17 protein-coding genes are annotated in these 16,151 nt (G+C 54.8%); 6 read left to right on the forward strand and 11 right to left on the reverse strand.

The window, feature by feature from the left end; genetic code table 11:
* Nucleotides 1-85: 85 nt before the first annotated feature.
* Nucleotides 86-769, reverse strand: coding sequence for a LuxR family transcriptional regulator (locus ABLU80_RS05960; protein ID WP_015367829.1), 684 nt, complete (start codon nt 767-769; stop codon nt 86-88).
* Nucleotides 770-1,193: 424 nt separating this feature from the next.
* On the opposite strand from ABLU80_RS05960, the gene ABLU80_RS05965 reads away from it, so the two are divergent.
* The 4 genes from ABLU80_RS05965 to ABLU80_RS05980 all read left to right on the forward strand — a co-directional run bounded on the left by ABLU80_RS05965 (nt 1,194) and on the right by ABLU80_RS05980 (nt 5,842).
* Nucleotides 1,194-2,381 (forward strand): anaerobic sulfatase maturase, encoded by a 1,188-nt coding sequence (locus ABLU80_RS05965; RefSeq protein WP_348849828.1) that lies wholly within the window; start codon nt 1,194-1,196, stop codon nt 2,379-2,381.
* A 45-nt stretch (nt 2,382-2,426) separates the two neighbouring features.
* A complete protein-coding gene (locus ABLU80_RS05970) occupies nt 2,427-4,160 on the forward strand; it encodes an arylsulfatase (protein WP_020079411.1) in 1,734 nt (577 codons plus the stop codon).
* Nucleotides 4,161-4,248: 88 nt separating this feature from the next.
* A complete protein-coding gene (locus ABLU80_RS05975) occupies nt 4,249-5,025 on the forward strand; it encodes an SDR family oxidoreductase (protein ID WP_015704666.1) in 777 nt (258 codons plus the stop codon).
* Nucleotides 5,026-5,050: 25 nt separating this feature from the next.
* Nucleotides 5,051-5,842: a MoaF C-terminal domain-containing protein gene (locus tag ABLU80_RS05980; protein WP_348849829.1), complete on the forward strand. Its 792-nt coding sequence runs from the start codon at nt 5,051-5,053 to the stop codon at nt 5,840-5,842.
* A gap of 397 nt (nt 5,843-6,239) precedes the next feature.
* Here ABLU80_RS05980 and ABLU80_RS05985 read toward each other — a convergent pair whose 3' ends face one another.
* From ABLU80_RS05985 to ABLU80_RS05995, 3 genes are all read right to left on the reverse strand, one after another.
* A complete protein-coding gene (locus tag ABLU80_RS05985) occupies nt 6,240-7,193 on the reverse strand; it encodes an aldo/keto reductase (protein ID WP_015704664.1) in 954 nt (317 codons plus the stop codon).
* 130 nt (nt 7,194-7,323) lie between these two features.
* Nucleotides 7,324-8,100 carry an ABC transporter substrate-binding protein gene (locus tag ABLU80_RS05990; RefSeq protein ID WP_015367838.1) on the reverse strand — a complete coding sequence of 259 codons (777 nt, stop codon included), beginning with the start codon at nt 8,098-8,100 and terminating at the stop codon, nt 7,324-7,326.
* Between the two features lie 19 nt (nt 8,101-8,119).
* Nucleotides 8,120-9,298, reverse strand: a complete 1,179-nt coding sequence (locus ABLU80_RS05995; protein WP_032714021.1) for a M20 aminoacylase family protein — start codon at nt 9,296-9,298, stop codon at nt 8,120-8,122.
* A 236-nt stretch (nt 9,299-9,534) separates the two neighbouring features.
* Between ABLU80_RS05995 and ABLU80_RS06000 the strand changes: the two genes are divergently transcribed.
* Nucleotides 9,535-10,125 (forward strand): YSC84-related protein, encoded by a 591-nt coding sequence (locus ABLU80_RS06000; protein WP_015704661.1) that lies wholly within the window; start codon nt 9,535-9,537, stop codon nt 10,123-10,125.
* 89 nt (nt 10,126-10,214) lie between these two features.
* Here the strand turns inward: ABLU80_RS06000 and ABLU80_RS06005 are convergent, their stop codons facing one another.
* The 7 genes from ABLU80_RS06005 to ABLU80_RS06035 all read right to left on the reverse strand — a co-directional run bounded on the left by ABLU80_RS06005 (nt 10,215) and on the right by ABLU80_RS06035 (nt 15,261).
* Nucleotides 10,215-10,679 (reverse strand): RcnB family protein, encoded by a 465-nt coding sequence (locus tag ABLU80_RS06005; protein WP_213795591.1) that lies wholly within the window; start codon nt 10,677-10,679, stop codon nt 10,215-10,217.
* 175 nt (nt 10,680-10,854) lie between these two features.
* Entirely contained in the window at nt 10,855-11,280 is a 426-nt protein-coding gene (locus ABLU80_RS06010) for a hypothetical protein (RefSeq protein WP_015367842.1), read from the reverse strand.
* 115 nt (nt 11,281-11,395) lie between these two features.
* On the reverse strand, nt 11,396-12,538 hold the full coding sequence (locus ABLU80_RS06015) for an HlyD family secretion protein (protein WP_015704659.1): 1,143 nt from the start codon (nt 12,536-12,538) through the stop codon (nt 11,396-11,398).
* Entirely contained in the window at nt 12,538-12,873 is a 336-nt protein-coding gene (locus ABLU80_RS06020) for a DUF3302 domain-containing protein (RefSeq protein ID WP_020079414.1), read from the reverse strand. Before ABLU80_RS06020 ends, ABLU80_RS06015 begins: the two co-directional genes overlap by 1 nt.
* A gap of 93 nt (nt 12,874-12,966) precedes the next feature.
* On the reverse strand, nt 12,967-13,623 hold the full coding sequence (locus ABLU80_RS06025; RefSeq protein ID WP_074167364.1) for a helix-turn-helix domain-containing protein: 657 nt from the start codon (nt 13,621-13,623) through the stop codon (nt 12,967-12,969).
* Between the two features lie 103 nt (nt 13,624-13,726).
* Nucleotides 13,727-14,665, reverse strand: a complete 939-nt coding sequence (locus ABLU80_RS06030) for a LysR substrate-binding domain-containing protein (RefSeq protein ID WP_015367846.1) — start codon at nt 14,663-14,665, stop codon at nt 13,727-13,729.
* Nucleotides 14,666-14,766: 101 nt separating this feature from the next.
* Nucleotides 14,767-15,261 (reverse strand): DUF1097 domain-containing protein, encoded by a 495-nt coding sequence (locus ABLU80_RS06035; RefSeq protein WP_348849830.1) that lies wholly within the window; start codon nt 15,259-15,261, stop codon nt 14,767-14,769.
* Nucleotides 15,262-15,520: 259 nt separating this feature from the next.
* On the opposite strand from ABLU80_RS06035, the gene ABLU80_RS06040 reads away from it, so the two are divergent.
* Nucleotides 15,521-16,126, forward strand: a complete 606-nt coding sequence (locus ABLU80_RS06040; protein WP_045361902.1) for an ankyrin repeat domain-containing protein — start codon at nt 15,521-15,523, stop codon at nt 16,124-16,126.
* The last annotated feature ends 25 nt before the right edge of the window (nt 16,127-16,151 follow it).

Raw genomic sequence — 16,151 nt, forward strand, 5'->3', positions numbered from 1 at the left:
CCCGGACGGTTATCCAGGGAGTGATACCCACAGGCATCAGGAAAACGCCGTGCTGCCACGGCGCGCGCGGGATGCGATAGTCAGATTACAGATGCAGCGTACGCTGAGCGGCAGGCATCCAGGTTCGGGAAACGAGTTCAGTCCGGTTGACGACTTCGGTCTTGGCGAAAATATTGCGCAGATGGGTTTTCACCGTCGAGAGCGAGATATCCAACTGGCGGGCAATCAGCTTATTGCTGGCGCCTTCACGCACCATGCCGACGATTTCGCGCTCTTTGGCCGTCAGGATGGCAGGGAGTTCATCCTCTTCCTGCAGGAAATCGCGAATAGCCAATTCCACCAACGGCAATACCGCCTGGGCCCGCAACCGTTCCTCGCTGGAAAAAGGCACGTCGCGCATCAGCGAGATACCGGCAACGATCCGCCGTTCGCGGCGAATAAAGATTTCGGTCATGTCGCGTACGTTATTCGGCAACATAAATTCATGATAGTAATGGCGGTTGCGGTCGCAGAGCCGCGGCGTCATCGCCGCCATGGTCGTGCTCTGGTGGCTAAAGTGCGCCGGCAGGTGCGGATCCAACGGCTGGAAGCTCTCCAGATATTGTTGGTGTGTATTATCCGAAATATTATGCAATATATAGTTTTCAGGTTTTAAACGATTATTTACTCGATAAAAAACCGCTGAAGACAGTGGAATTAACTGTGAAATAGTCTGTAAACAACGGGCTATTATCGCATCATTACGACTGGCTTTTAATAAAGCAGACATGATATTTCCCCCCGTCAAGGTGGTGGTGCGTAACACGCGGATTACCAGAGTAAGATGAAGCATACATTTCACATTTAAGTAACACAATCATTAACATGTTAACAATGTGATATCGATTACAAACTTTTCATCAATACATTGTTATTTAAAGCATTTAAAAATCGCCCTGCTATCTGTTAACGTAGCGGCGTTAAAACATAAACAAAAGTTATTAACATTACGCGTTATTTTCCGGCAAGGATTAAAAACCCTTATATTGGCAGGTCCGATCTCATCCTTAAGAACGATAGTTTTTTGCATTTTTTCATTTATACCCTAAAAAGGATGTCGATAATTTAACGCCGCGGCTTAATCAACGGATTACGCCTGACTTGCTATTGCCCAAATATGCCGCCCAGGCCAGCAATTAATAGAGGATAAGCCGATGCTGAATATCGCCGCCTTACGCCAGCAGCAAATTCCGCTGGCCGTTGAACCGCGCTCATCGCTGCCGTTTCATATTCTGATGAAACCGATTGGCCCCGCCTGCAACCTCGCCTGCCGCTACTGCTACTACCCGCAGGATGAAACGCCGGTTAAGAAGATGGACGAGGCGCGGCTGGAGCAGTTTATCCGCCGCTATATTGCCGCCCAGCCCGCCAGCGCGCGGGAAATCAACTTTGTCTGGCAGGGCGGCGAGCCGCTACTGGCCGGGCTGCGTTTTTATAAAAAAGCGCTCGCTCTGCAGCAGCGCTACGCCCCTGATGGCGTAACCATCAGCAATAGCCTGCAGACCAACGGGACGCTGATCAACGACGCCTGGTGCCGGCTGTTCCGCGAACATGGCTTTATTATCGGCGTCAGCCTCGAAGGTAGCGAAGCGCTGCAAAACCACCATCGTCCTGATAAACGCGGGCAGGCTTCATGGCCGGCTGCGCTGCGCGGTATCGCCCTGCTCCACCAGCATCAGGTGGAGTTTAATCTGCTGGTAGTGGTGCATAACGAAATCGCCGCCCACGCGGCGGCGATTTATGACCGGGTGGTCACGCTTGGCGCGCGCTATCTGCAGTTCCAGCCGCTAATGAGCGAAGGCGCCGCGCTGCGTGAGGGTTATCAGCTCAGCGCCGATAACTGGGGGCGTTTTATGGTCGGTATCTGGCGACAGTGGCAAAAGCGCTGCGATATGGGGCGGGTATTCGTCATCAATATCGAACAGGCGTGGGCGCAGTACTTTACCCATACCAGCGGCAGCTGCGTGCATAGCGCCCGCTGCGGCAGCAATCTGGTGATGGAGTCGGATGGACAGCTTTACGCCTGCGATCATCTGATCAACGCCGAACACCGTCTGGGTCGCCTTGACGAGCAGACGCTTGCCGCCGCGGTCGACGCGTCTGTTCAGCTCCCTTTCGGCCAGCAAAAAAGCCAGCGCCGCGAATGTCAGACTTGCTCCGTAAAAATGGTCTGCCAGGGCGGCTGCCCCGCGCATCTCAACGCCGCTGGCAACAACCGCCTCTGCGGCGGTTATTACCGTTTCTTTAGCGAAATCCTCGCGCCAGTACGCCCCTTTTCCCGCGACCTTAACGGCCTGAAAGCCTGGCGGGCCGCGTTTGTTGGGGCCGCGCATCCCGCGTAGCCCTTTGCCCTGATGGTTGTCCCACTATGAACAGGAGAGTCAGTCGTGAACAAAAAAGCCATGGCCGCGGCGGTCAGCATGATCCTCGCCGGCGGCGCGCACGGCGCGCAGAATGAGCATCCAAACGTCATCGTGATTATCGCCGATGATATGGGTTATTCCGATATCAGCCCCTTCGGCGGTGAGATCCCCACCCCTAACCTGCAGGCCATGGCGGAGCAAAGTATCCGCATGAGCCAGTATTACACCTCGCCGATGTCGGCCCCGGCGCGTTCGATGCTGTTGACCGGCAACAGTAACCAGCAGGCCGGGATGGGCGGCATGTGGTGGTACGACAGCACCATTGGCAAGGAGGGTTACGAGCTGCGGCTGACCGACCGCGTCACCACCATGGCCGAGCGCTTTAAAGATGCCGGCTATAACACGCTGATGGCCGGCAAATGGCATCTCGGTTTTGTTCCCGGCGCCACGCCGAAAGATCGTGGCTTTAACCACTCCTTCGCCTTTATGGGCGGCGGCACCAGCCATTTTAATGATGCGATACCGCTCGGAACCGTCGAGGCGTTCCACACTTACTATACCCGCGATGGCGAGCGCGTCTCCCTGCCGGATGATTTTTACTCCAGCGAAGCTTACGCCCGCCAGATGAATAGCTGGATTAAAGCGACGCCGAAGGAGCAGCCGGTCTTCGCCTGGCTGGCTTTCACCGCCCCTCATGACCCCCTGCAGGCGCCGGACGAGTGGATTAAGCGCTTTAAAGGCCAGTATGAGCAGGGTTACGCCGAGGTCTATCGCCAGCGCATCGCCCGCCTGAAAGCGTTGGGAATTATTCATGACGACACCCCGCTGCCGCATCTGGAGCTGGATAAAGAGTGGGAAGCGCTAACGCCAGAGCAGCAGAAATATACGGCGAAAGTGATGCAGGTATATGCGGCGATGATCGCCAATATGGACGCGCAAATCGGCACGCTGATGGAGACGCTGAAACAAACCGGGCGCGATAAAAATACCCTGCTGGTGTTTTTAACCGATAACGGCGCCAACCCGGCACAGGGTTTTTATTACGAATCCACCCCCGAATTCTGGAAGCAGTTCGATAACAGTTATGACAACGTGGGCCGCAAAGGATCCTTTGTCTCCTACGGCCCCCACTGGGCCAACGTCAGCAACGCCCCCTACGCCAACTACCACAAAACCACCAGCGCCCAGGGCGGCATCAATACCGACTTTATGATCTCCGGCCCCGGCATTACCCGGCGCGGTAAAATCGACGCCTCAACGATGGCGGTGTACGACGTGGCGCCAACGCTATACGAATTCGCCGGCATCGATCCCAACAAATCGCTGGCTAAGAAACCCGTATTGCCGATGATTGGCGTCAGCTTTAAGCGCTATCTGACCGGTGAAACGCAGACGCCACCGCGCTCGAAGTACGGGGTCGAATTGCATAATCAGGCAGCCTGGGTCGATGGCGACTGGAAGCTGCGGCGCTTAGTCAAGCTCGGCCTCAGCGCCGGCGACGCGCCGTGGCAGCTGTTTAACCTGCATGACGATCCGCTGGAAACGCACGATATCGCGGCCCAACATGCCGACCGGGTCAAAGCCATGAGCGACGCCTACGAGGCATTTGCTAAGCGCACCATGGTTACCAAAGCGCAGGGCAAGATGATCGATTATGTCGGCATCGATAGCAAAACCGGACGCTACCTGGCGGTCGATCCGGCGACCATGAAGCCGGTGCCCGCGCCGCAGGCCATTCCTGTGAGCGAGGGCAAATAAACGAACCCGGCTATCGTTCTTCCGGGCGATAGCCGGAAGTAGACTCGCTTTCTAAGGTAATCCTGAACCCCATTACAGGAGAGAGCGGATGGCGAGAGTCGTGGTGATTACCGGCGGCGGAAGCGGGATTGGTGCCGCCTGCGCGCGGTTGATGAGCGCGGCGGGCGATCGGGTGTTTATTACCGGCAGACGTGAAGCGCCGCTACACAAGATCGCCGTTGAAACCGGTGCGACGGCGCTGGTGGGCGATGCCGCCGACGGCGACGTCTGGCGGGAACGGCTGCTACCGCCGATTCTCGACCAGACTCACGGTATTGATGTACTCATCTGCAGCGCCGGCGGCATGGGCAATAGCGCCGCCGCCGATACCAGCGATCGCCAATGGCGCGAGGCGCTGGACGCGAACCTGAACAGCGCTTTCGTCAGCGTGCGCGCCTGCCTGCCTTCACTGATTGCCTGCCGCGGCAATGTGCTGTTTGTCGCCTCCATCGCCTCGCTCGCCGCCGGGCCGCAGGCCTGTGGCTATGTCACCGCCAAACACGCGTTAATTGGCCTGATGCGCTCCATCGCCCGCGATTACGGCCCACAGGGCGTCCGCGCCAATGCGATTTGTCCCGGCTGGGTCACCACTCCGATGGCGGATGAAGAGATGATTCCACTGATGCTGGAACACGGGCTGTCGCTTGCCGAGGCCTATCAACGGGTATGCCGCGACGTTCCGCTACGCCGCCCCGCCAGCCCCGAGGAGATAGCCCGGGCCTGTCAGTTTCTCTGCTCTCCGCAGGCCGCCATCATCAGCGGCGCGACGCTGGTCGCCGATGGCGGTTCCAGCATCGTCGATGTTCCAACGCTGGCGTTTACTTAACGCCCTACTCTACTCAGGAGCTCACATGACTTCAGAAGCCGTATTTATCCAGGTCGGCGCGCTGGCCGATGGTTTCGCCCCGCACGGCAACCTGCTGGCCACCGCCAGTCTGCCCGCAGGCGAACGCTTTACCTTTTATGCCGACGGGAGCGAGCCGCAGCAGTTGGTTATCGAAAATGACCAGACACTGCTTTGGAACGGCAACCGCGCGCCCTGGCGGGCAACCGCCCTGCGCCCCGATATTCTGTTTATCGATTTTCTTGACCCGGAGCGCGATAACGCCAGTATCAGCGCGGTATGCAACCTGACGCAGCGCAACGCCACGCTGGTATACGGCCAGCTACCGGACGAAGCCGCCGCGCGGCTGGACGCCTTCAGCCGGGTAGAGCAAGGGTTGCCGCTGACCGCCGTCGAGGCGCGATTTGTCTTCGCCCGCCTGGATACCCAGCCGGGACCGCTGCCGGACTTTACCACCGCGCTGGTCGGCATGCGCAATCAGTATACCTATAGCCCGACCGAGCGTTATGAACACATCTATCTCAACGATAATTTTTACGCCTGGCAGTGTCTGGATGGCGTGGAAAAGGGGCTGGCGGATGTCGATCGCTGCCATTACGTGCAGGTGGCTGAGGATCTCTATTTGTTCGTCTGGCGGGAGAAAATCATTCCCACGCTGGGGGTTATCCTTATCGATCTTAAGCAGATGCGAACCGATGGCAAGATCATGGGTTATCAGGGCAGTGATTTTGGCGCCTTGAGTAATTTCCCGGTCGGCGCGAGCGCGAAGATCCTCAACGTCACCCGCCATCAGGAATAATATTGCGTGGCCGGGAGACGCGCCCGTTCAACCGGAAGCGCCCCATCCGGTTGAACGGGCCCTGCGGGCGCGGGTGCTTCGGCATCAGGCACTGACGGAAATGCATGTTCAGGAGCAGAAACGGCGGGTGAGCCTGATGAGTAAAGGGGGTCATGTGTCGCTACGCCGGGCAACATCCGCGGATAAGGAGCAGCTTTGCGCCGGATGGCGGCTGCGCCTTATCCGGCCTACCGTTCGTGGGGCCCGCCGTTAATTTATTCACCATGGTGGCTGAAACTGCCGAGGTTGGGGGCCGCAAAATCCCCGGTGGCGCTACCGCTTACCGGGGCTACGGCACTGTGCGATTTGGTAGCCCGGACAAGGCGCAACGCGCCGCCTCCGGGGATGAGCGACTGATTCAGGCGCTGGCGCTGTCGAGCCGCGCCAACTGCTCGCTGCTAAGGCTCAGCGCCGCCGCGCGGGCGAAGCTTTCCACCTGCGCCAGGCTGGTGGCGCTGGCAATCGGCGCGGTAACGCCTTCCCGGCTCATCAGCCACGCTAACGCCACTTCTGCGGGCTTCGCCTGCTGTTCTTCCGCCACCGCGACCAGCGTGTCAATAATCCGCATTCCGCGTGGATTGAGATATTTAGCGATGCCGCTACCGCGCTGGCTTTGCGCTAAATCGGACGGCTGGCGATACTTACCGCTCAGGAAGCCGGAAGCCAGGCTGTAGTAGGTCACCACGCCTATATCGCGGCTGACGCAGAGATCGCGTAGCGCCCCTTCAAAAGCGGAGCGGTGATAGAGGTTATATTCCGGCTGCAGCACCTGCCAGGCAGGAAGGCCGCCTTTACGCGCCACTTCCAGCGCCGATGACAGCTGTCCGGCGTCGAGGTTTGAAGCGCCAATCGCCCGCACCTTGCCGGCCTGCTGCAGCGCCTGGAATGCTTCTAACGTTTCATCGATTGGCGTTTCAGGATCTGGCCAGTGGGCGAAATAGAGGTCGACGTAATCCGTATTCAGGCGGCGCAACGAGTCGTCAATCGCCTGCTGAATCCAGGCCTTTTTCAATCCTTTATGGCCGGGTAGCCCCATATCAGATCCGACTTTGGTGAAGATTTTGACTTTATCGCGTATGCCAGGGCGCGCCTGCAGCCAGCGGCCAATAATGGTTTCGGATTCGCCGCCCTGATTGCCCTCCGCCCAGCGGGAATAAACATCCGCCGTATCGATAGCATCAAAACCGTGGTCAACAAAAGCATCAAGAATGGCAAAACTGGTTTTCTCATCGATGGTCCAGCCAAAGACGTTGCCGCCAAATACTAATGGGGCGATGGAAAATCCGCTTTTGCCCAATGGACGTGTCATCATGCCGATTACTCCTTAGCTTATATTCTGTTTCCCTCAGATAACCGCAGGGGGTCTGAAGAGGATGTCGAGTGGATAATCAGAAAAGGAATCTTGCGGCGGGCAGTCCATGCCCGCAGGGTACACTCTGACATTATGTCCCGGAATAAACGTCAAAGCTAAAATATTTCCCGGCCAGTTTTTTGTAGGTGCCGTCGGCAAGCATTTTCGCAATCGCGCCATTTATCTCTTCGCGCAGCGCATCGTCGCCTTGACGCAGGCCAATCGCCGCCCCGGCGCCGAACAGTTTATTATCCTGCAGTTGTCCGCCAACAAAGGCGAAATCCTTGCCCTGCGGCTGCTGCAGGAAGCTGTAATCGGCCATCATGCCGGAGAGTACCGCGCCATCGAGACGACCTGATTCAAGGTCGCGAACGACGCTATCGGCGCCCTGATAGGCAACAATGTTAATCCCCTGCGGCCGCCAGTACTGGTTCACATAAGTTTCCTGTGCCGACCCCTGCTCGACGCCGATAGTTTTCCCCTTCAACTGCTCTGGCGTATTGCCTTTGAGGGTATTTTTGCGCGCCACCAGAAACACCGGCCCGTTGTACAGCTTATCGCTAAAAGCAATCTGCTCTTTACGCTTCTCGGTCATATACATCCCTGAGAGGATCGCGTCAAATTTACGCGCCTTCAGCGCCGGGATGATGCCGTCGAAGTTGCTTTCCACCCACACGCACTTCGCCTGCAGTTGCTGACATATCGCGTTGCCCAAATCGATATCAAATCCCGCCAGCTTGCCCTGCGGATCTTTCCATTCAAACGGCGCGAAGGTCGGGTCAACGCCAAAACGGATCTCTTTCGCCCCGGCGGCCAGCGCCGACGTCGACGCCATTAATGCCAAACACAACAACAGTGATTTTTTCATTTGAAGTCTTCTCCAGGGATTAACGGCAATGCGCTTGCACTAAACGCGCGAACAGCGTCGCGCCGGTGCTGATAATGTCATCGTTAAAGTCATAACCGGGGTTATGCACCATGCAGCCGCCCTTCTCGCCTTTTTCACCGTTGCCGAGCAGGAAGTAACAGCCCGGACGCTCGCGCAGCATAAAAGCGAAATCTTCGCTGGCGTTCATTGGCGATACCGACTCCAGCACCCCTTCGCGGCCAAAGACTTCCAGCGCCAGCGCCTGGGCGAAATCGGTCTCTTCGTTACTGTTGGTTAATACCGGGTAAGAGTCGTAAATCTCGACTTCGCTGCTGGCGCCATAGCTTTTGGCAGTAAACTCGGTCAGCTCTTGAATACGCTTAATCAGCAGATCGCGAATTTCCGGTTTCATCGCCCGCACGCTGAGCTCCATCACCACGCTCTCAGGAATCACGTTCGAGGCGATGCCGGCCTGGAAAGTCCCCACGCTGACGACCGCCGTTTCACCCGGCGGCACGTTGCGCGCGACGATGCTCTGCAATGCCATCACCAGCGCCGCGCCGGCCACGATAGGGTCGACGGTGCGTTCAGGATGCGCGCCGTGGCCGCCGTAGCCGGTAATCGTGATTTTGACCGTGTCCGCCGAGGCCATAAAGTTGCCAGCATAGAAACCCAGCTTGCCAACCGGTAGCCCCGGCATATTGTGCAGGCCGAAGATGCGTTCGCAGGGGAACTGCTCAAACAGGCCATCTTTAATCATCAGATCCGCGCCGCCGATGGCTTCTTCCGCGGGCTGGAAAATCAGATGCACCGTGCCGTTGAACTGGCAGGCCGGCGAGGCGATATATTTCGCCGCCGCGAGCAAAATCGTGGTGTGGCCATCATGGCCGCAGGCGTGCATTTTTCCGGGTACGGTACTGGCCCAGGGTAAATCGGTGGTTTCATAAATCGGTAATGCGTCCATATCGGCGCGCAGGCCAATAGTGCGCGGCGAGTCGCCTTTGCTCAGGCTGCCGACGACGCCGGTTTTACCGAGGCCGCGGGTCACCTGATAGCCCCATTCTGTCAGCTTACCGGCAACCAGCTCGCTGGTATTAAACTCTTCCAGACTTAATTCCGGATTGGCATGTAAATAATGACGGATAGAAATCATTTCATCTTCCGTGGCTTTAATTTCTGGAATTACACAATCAGACATGCCGTTCTCCGGGAATAGATTAAGAACTTAACAAGTTATCCTGGCGCAAAGTTTATGCAAGTAGCATTTCTAATTGCTGGAACACCATCCATCATATTTTTAATACAGACAAATCGCAGAACAATAACCATTAAAACTGGCAAAATTTAAATATAAACGTTTATTTTATGGGTTACACACCAACACTTACTCTACTATCCCCGCTTTAATTCAGTTTTAAATAAAAATAAACAGCCATGAAATATCATTTACTTTTACTTGCCTGCGCGCTGACGCTAACAGGCTGCAGCGCTGAGGGCGACACCGCCAGCCAGCAACGCGCCAGCATCCAAAAGATGCGTACCAACACGCTCAGTAAACTCTATAGCCTGTACCCGGAAGCGCGTAGCGATATCCAGCATTCAAAGGGCTACGCGGTCTTCGCCAGTAACAGCAGCAAGATATTAGTCTTTGGCTTCGGTAGCGGTTACGGCGTGGTGAAAAATAGCGCCACCGGCAAAGATACCTATATGAAAATGGCCCAGGGCGGCGCCGGTGTGGGTATGGGCGTGAAACAGTTGCGTACCGTACTGGTATTCCACGATAAAGACGCATTGAATACTTTCATTACTAAAGGCTATATGGTCGGCGCGGATGCCAACGCGGCAGCGAAATATGACGACAACGGCATCGCCCCGATAGGCGCGTCAGCCAACGGCGTGGCGAAAGATACCTCTTCGCTGCCGTCAAAAGTCAACGTTTATGAAATCACCGAGAAAGGTTTGGCGGCTCAGGCAATGGTCAACGGTTATAAATACTGGCCGGATGACGAGCTGAATAAAAGGTGATCCACTGTGGTCCGTACAAGTTAGCATCAATAAGCCGGGTCAGACATTAGCCTGACCCGGCGCGAATGCCATGCCGCAAGTATCATTATTTAATGACCGAGGGCGCCGCTTACCAGAATTGAAGTAATAATTCCGGTCGCTGCGGCGATCAGCACGTAATTGCCATCGATATAAGACCAGTGATGACCCTCCGGGGGGCGCGGCAGGCCACGTTCGTTCCAGTTACTGACGCGATATTCATCACCGCGATAATGCTCCGGCGCCGGATGGCCTTTACGGAAATCGTTACCCCTCCAGGCGAAATGGTCCTGTTCATGGCGTTCCTGGCGACGATCGTCATGACCTCTTCGGTCCGGGCCGCGGCTATCATTGTTGCCCTGATGGTGATCGCCAGGACCGCCCGGCTGGTGGTGTCCATTCTGGTCACCCTGCTTCGGGCCATTCTGCCATACCTGCTGTTGCCCCGGACGATGACCGTCATTTGGGCCATCGGCAAAAGCCTGAGCGCTCAGCACGCAAGATAAAATAACCGCCAGAGAAATCATCTTTTTCATAGTACACCTCCTGATATATCTCTTTTTTACCCTGCAAATGTGGAGAAATAGTGATTAGCAACCTATCCAGGACTATTCCTGGCTAAATCAGGAAGGCAGCAAACAATAAATTCAGCGAGCGCCAGACGTAAAAAAGGCCGCTTGCGCGACCTTTTTTGTTCTCAGCGAGTCAGTATTACTCAGAGACTTTATTCTTTAACTCTTCAGCGCCTTGCTTGGTTTTATCCCAGCCTTTCTCGCTGACTTCTTTAGTTTTATCCCAACCTTTGCTGGCGCCTTCTTTAGTGGCGTTCCAGCCTTTCTCAGTGCCTTCTTTGGTCTTATCCCAGCCCTTCTCGGCGCCTTCTTTGGTTTTATTCCAGGTTTTCTGCGTGCCTTCGCTTATCTGGCTGCCGACGCTATCGCTTTTCCCTTCAGCAGCATGTTTGGACTTGAGCTTCATCTCTTCGCCCTGATTCTGCGCCTGGTGCAGTTTTTCTTTTGCCGTGTTGGCATTTTCGTGGGCTGCGGCCACGGTATCATCGGTTGCATGTGTAGTGGTTGCCGCGAATACCGGAGAAGCGACCAGAATAGCGGATAGTGCAATCATTGCTTTTTTCATATTTTTCCTCTCTTAACGCGTGCTTTATGTTACGAGTCACATTCAGCATGGCATAAGCTTCTGCGCTTGGCATTAGGAAAAGTTCTTAAAACTGCCTGACCGCTATTCCGTCGTTTTAGTGATCGAGATAGAGATAGCTTTCCCAGCTTTTCATACGGATGAGGATCTTTCTTATCAGCGACAGGTGCTCAAAATGTTCCGAATAGACGGCGGCTTCGACATCCGCGCCCTGCGGCAGCTGATAATTTGCCAGACGATCGTCGGTCACTTTTAATACCACCAGCGCTCGGCCGCGCGCCGCCAGATCGTTGGCCGTCAGCAACGTCCCCTGACCCTGAAACTGGCTTTCGCCAATCGCCGGCAGCACTTCCGCGACCTGCGCTTTAAATACGGTTCCCGGAATAGAGGGGAACAGTAATTCAGCCTGTTCACCTTTTTGCAAACGCTGCAGCGCGTTCTGACGGAATGCGGCGACGTATTCACGTGAATTCGCATTATCCGTTGGCACAAACGTCATTACCGGCTTCAGCCCCAACGCGGTGGACATGGTCCCAGGACGCAGGCCGACGGTACTGACATAGCCGTCAGACGGCGCGCGTACCACCGTGTTATCGAGCTTAAATTGCGCCTCGCGCAGCTGCGCCAGCAGCGAAGCGACTTTGGTGTTCTCGCCGTGCACCACCGAATTGAGATCGTTACGCGCCTGTGCGACCTTTGCCCGGGCGGCGTCAACCGCCGCCTGCGAGGCTTTCCAGTTCTGGCGACGGGTATCGACCATCTGATCGGAAAAGGCCCCTTTATCATGACCTGCCTGGAAGCGGGCGTATTCACGCTGGGCCCGGTCGCGCTCGGCGACCGCTTTGCTTAAATCAGCCTGCGCGCTGGTTAACCCCGCATCCAGCGACAACGCATCCTGGCTGGCCGCTTTCACTTGTGCGGTCAGGTCGTCCACCTTCGCCTGGAACGGGGTTGGGTCGATGGTGAACAAGATGTCGCCTTCATGCAGCATCTGATTTGGTTTCACCGGCACGCTGGTGACTCGACCGCGGGTTTGCGAAACAATGGGCACCGTGCGATAAACCTGCTTCCCGACTTCGCTATAGGGGAAGTTATAATTCATACCGAGGATTAACATGCCAATCAGTATCACGCCACCTAATACCGCAGTGGGAACCGTCCATTTATTTAATGGAATACGGAATACTTTAAATATCACGATACACAAGGCGGCATAACACAGCAGTAATAACGTTTCCATTATTTCCCCTCCTGATTGACGGCGCTATTTTTCAGACGGTTTAATTCCGCCTGCATCGCATCCAGACGCTGATGTAAATCGTGCTGGTCGGTCTTTAACTGCTGCATTCCCCAGCCGCGGTCTTCTCGCCACAGCGTGGCCCAGATCCACAGCAGCGGCCACAGCACGTGCAGGGTGAACAAGCTCACCCAGCCAGCGTAATGAATCGCATCCTGGTGCGGATGATTTCTTTTTTTGGCTATTTCATAAGGAATATCGTGGATCACGATAATTCCATAAAATAAAATCAGCACCACCGCAATCAGGATGGCTAAAGCAATATAATCCAGGGTCATAAAATAACTCCAGAATGTGTGACGTATTTCACATTCACTTTATACAGGCGTCAGCAAGCCGGGCATAATCGCCCTGACAACTGACCATATTAATCAGAATTTATCCGGTATTTTTCGGTCGATAGAAATGAGTTGACCTTTTTTCACCGTGATATAACCGCCTTCTTTTAACGCCGCTAAAACCTGATAAACATAGCTGCGCGAAAGATTGGTCCGTTTAATAATAAAAGCGGACAGGCTTTCACGTTTTCCACAATCGATCTCGTTACGGTACAGATAACGCGATAGCATCGATTTTATGGTCTGAAAACCGGACAGGTTGCCGCGCTCGTTGTGCGCATCGAGAGCAAAAATGCCCATGTAGGCCAGAATAGTCGTCAGCTCTTTCATATACTCCGGCGAAGAGTAAAAGAAGATACGCTCGAAATCCTCAATGCTGATTCTGGCAAAACGGCAGCGATCGAGGCATTGATATAGCAGCTCTACCGCCGGGCAGTAGTGCTCAAGCAGGCCCAGCGGCATATGCTCGATCACGATCCCTAGCAGATTATCAGGCTCGCTTACGGCGAGAGTGATTTGCCCGGAAAGCAGAAAGTAAATGAACCCATCCTGTGGCTGAAAACGCTCGCCGGCGGCGCACTCGACGTTTTCGCTACAGGCGATGACGTGTGGGAGATGCGCATTTAACTGCAGCTTCTGGTAGCACGCATGAATACGACCAAAACTGCTATTCAACTTCCCCGTATCCATTGCCGTACTTTCCCGTATCACCGACGTCATCAAATATATATAAGGCAAAGCGAGGGGAAAAGTCCACAGCTGGAGTTTTGGCGTAAAGATATGTGTGGCAAGACTATTTCGCTGCTCCACGATGCAATAAATCAGCATATATCGCCGTTAAAATCCCGCCGGGGCGGAATTGCTTCTTAATCCACTGCGTCACCTGGCCGGTTGCCGCGTGCTGGGTGGCCAGCAACATGCCGGAATCCTGGCGCGGGTTGTGGATCTGGCGGATCACCAACAGATTCTCCGCAATGGCTTCATGAGCCATATAGTCGGGTAAGAAGCCGATCCCTTCGCCGAGGATCTGACACTGACATTTGGTATTGAAGTCGGGAACCAGGATCGCCTCCTGGCCATGCAGAAGCCAACCGACCTTTTTATTGATCGTACTGGCGGTGTCCTCAACCATGATATTGGGATAGAGGCGTAACTGGCTTTCTGAAATAGGTTCGGGCATAAACGCCAGCGGATGATCCGGGGCAATAGCAAACACCCAGCGGATCGCGCCGATCTCGGTATAATCGATTCCGCCGCCGTCAAGTAGCGTATCCGGCGCGCCGATAGCAATATTCGCCTGGTTATTGATGATCGAATCCCAGACGCCGTTGTATACCTCGGTGGTAACGGTTATCTGGCAGGTGGGAAACTGTTTTTTCAACACCTGCAGCAGGCGGGCGGTATGGCGCGGCGTATATAGCAGTTGATTGATGCAGATGCGCACCCTCGCTTCAATGCCCTGCGAGATAGTATCAATGCTGCGCTTTATCGCATGGAAATCATTAAGCAGATCGGTGGCCTTGCGAAACAGATAGTAGCCAGATTCCGTCAGTTCAATGCTGCGGGTGTTGCGGGTAAACAGCACCACGTCCAGCCCGGCTTCCATCCGTTTGATGGTATAGCTGATGGCTGAGGTGGTTAACCCCAGCTCATCGGCCGCCTTGCTGAAGCTGCCAAAACGCGCCGCGGTGGTGAATGCCAGCAGATTTTCTTCAGTAAAAATCGAGTTCATGCGCCCTTCCCGCCTTCGCTAAACCATACATGAGCTGAATGTATTGGTTACTGTGGCAAGGGGCAATCATTTTTGAACAATGCTTAATACCCGTCGCGGCTTCAGGCTCGCTCTTTACTGGTCGCCTCGCTGAGTTTGCGCCCGCTATATTCTGAAATAAAGCCGACACAATTGCCCGCCAGAAATCCCAACAGAGTCACCGTCCAGTTCAAACCGGTGGCGAAAAAGAGCGTCATGCCGAGGAAACCGCCGGGAATAAACGAGGTTAGCGTAAAACGCCCCTGCCAGACGATGACTGCCGAAAACGGCACCGTGGTAATGACGCTTGCCCAGAACCCCGACATACCGCTGGCTGAAGCGAGAGCGCCGGCGACCAGCGCCGCCAGCCACGCCCACACTGCCCCGGAATAGTTAACGCACAGGCTTTTGACAAAGCCGGATTGGCCACCCCCTGCCGCATAGAAACTACAGAACGCGACGAAGCCGATGGTTCCCAATAATTCCCAACCGTGCTGCAGCCCGACGTGCGAGGAAATAAGCTGCCAAACGCCTGCGCAAATACCGACGGTGATCCCCGTAGCGGTGAGTCCGTTCATCTCTTTCCCCTCTGAAAAATAAATTGATGACGTTGCTTTCTGACGGCAACTATATCGAAAGAAAACCCGATTGCGTTAAGGGGTATAAGCGTAAAGAAGTAAACATTGCTCTGCCGCACAGTCTGCATCGATTATTGAAATTCATTCAACAATCTACCGGATTATGGCGAATAAAATTTAAGCGGGTTCTTTTATCTATTTCTGGTTGCTATGCTCAAGCCATCGAGAAAGTCTCAGCCGCAACAACAGGAGCAAGATGATGGCCACGGAAAATATTATTGCTGACTATCTTTTGGCTGCAGAGCAGGGAAATATCACGAAATTAAAAGCCTGCCTGGCAAGTGGCGTCGATATTAATGCCAGTAATCGTCAGGGGCGAACCGCCATTACCCTCGCCAGCCTGAATAAACATTATGCTTGTGTCTCGGTTCTTATTGCCGCTGGCGCGGATATTAATAAGCAGGACCAGACCTGTTTTAACCCGTTTTTAATTAGCTGCCTGAATAACGACGTCGAACTACTGCGCTTAATTTTGCCGGCAAATCCCGACCTCGAACGATTAACGCGTTTCGGCGGCGTTGGTCTGACTCCGGCCTGTGAAAAAGGCCATCTTGAGATCGTGAAAATATTGCTGACGGAAACCAATATTAACGTTAACCACACCAATTTCGTTGGCTGGACACCGCTACTGGAAGCGATTGTCTTAAACGACGGCGGCGCGACGCAACAGGAGATCGTCAAACTGCTGCTGGACCACGGCGCCAACCCGCATATGACCGATAAGTATGGTAAATCGCCGCTGGAGCTGGCATGGGACAAGGGTTTCAGTGAAATCGCCCACCTGCTGGTCGCCGCCGGAGCCTGAGGAAGGAGAATCGCCATTAACACCT

This window comes from Klebsiella sp. CN_Kp104, from assembly GCF_040064515.1.
Lineage (GTDB): Bacteria > Pseudomonadota > Gammaproteobacteria > Enterobacterales > Enterobacteriaceae > Klebsiella > Klebsiella aerogenes.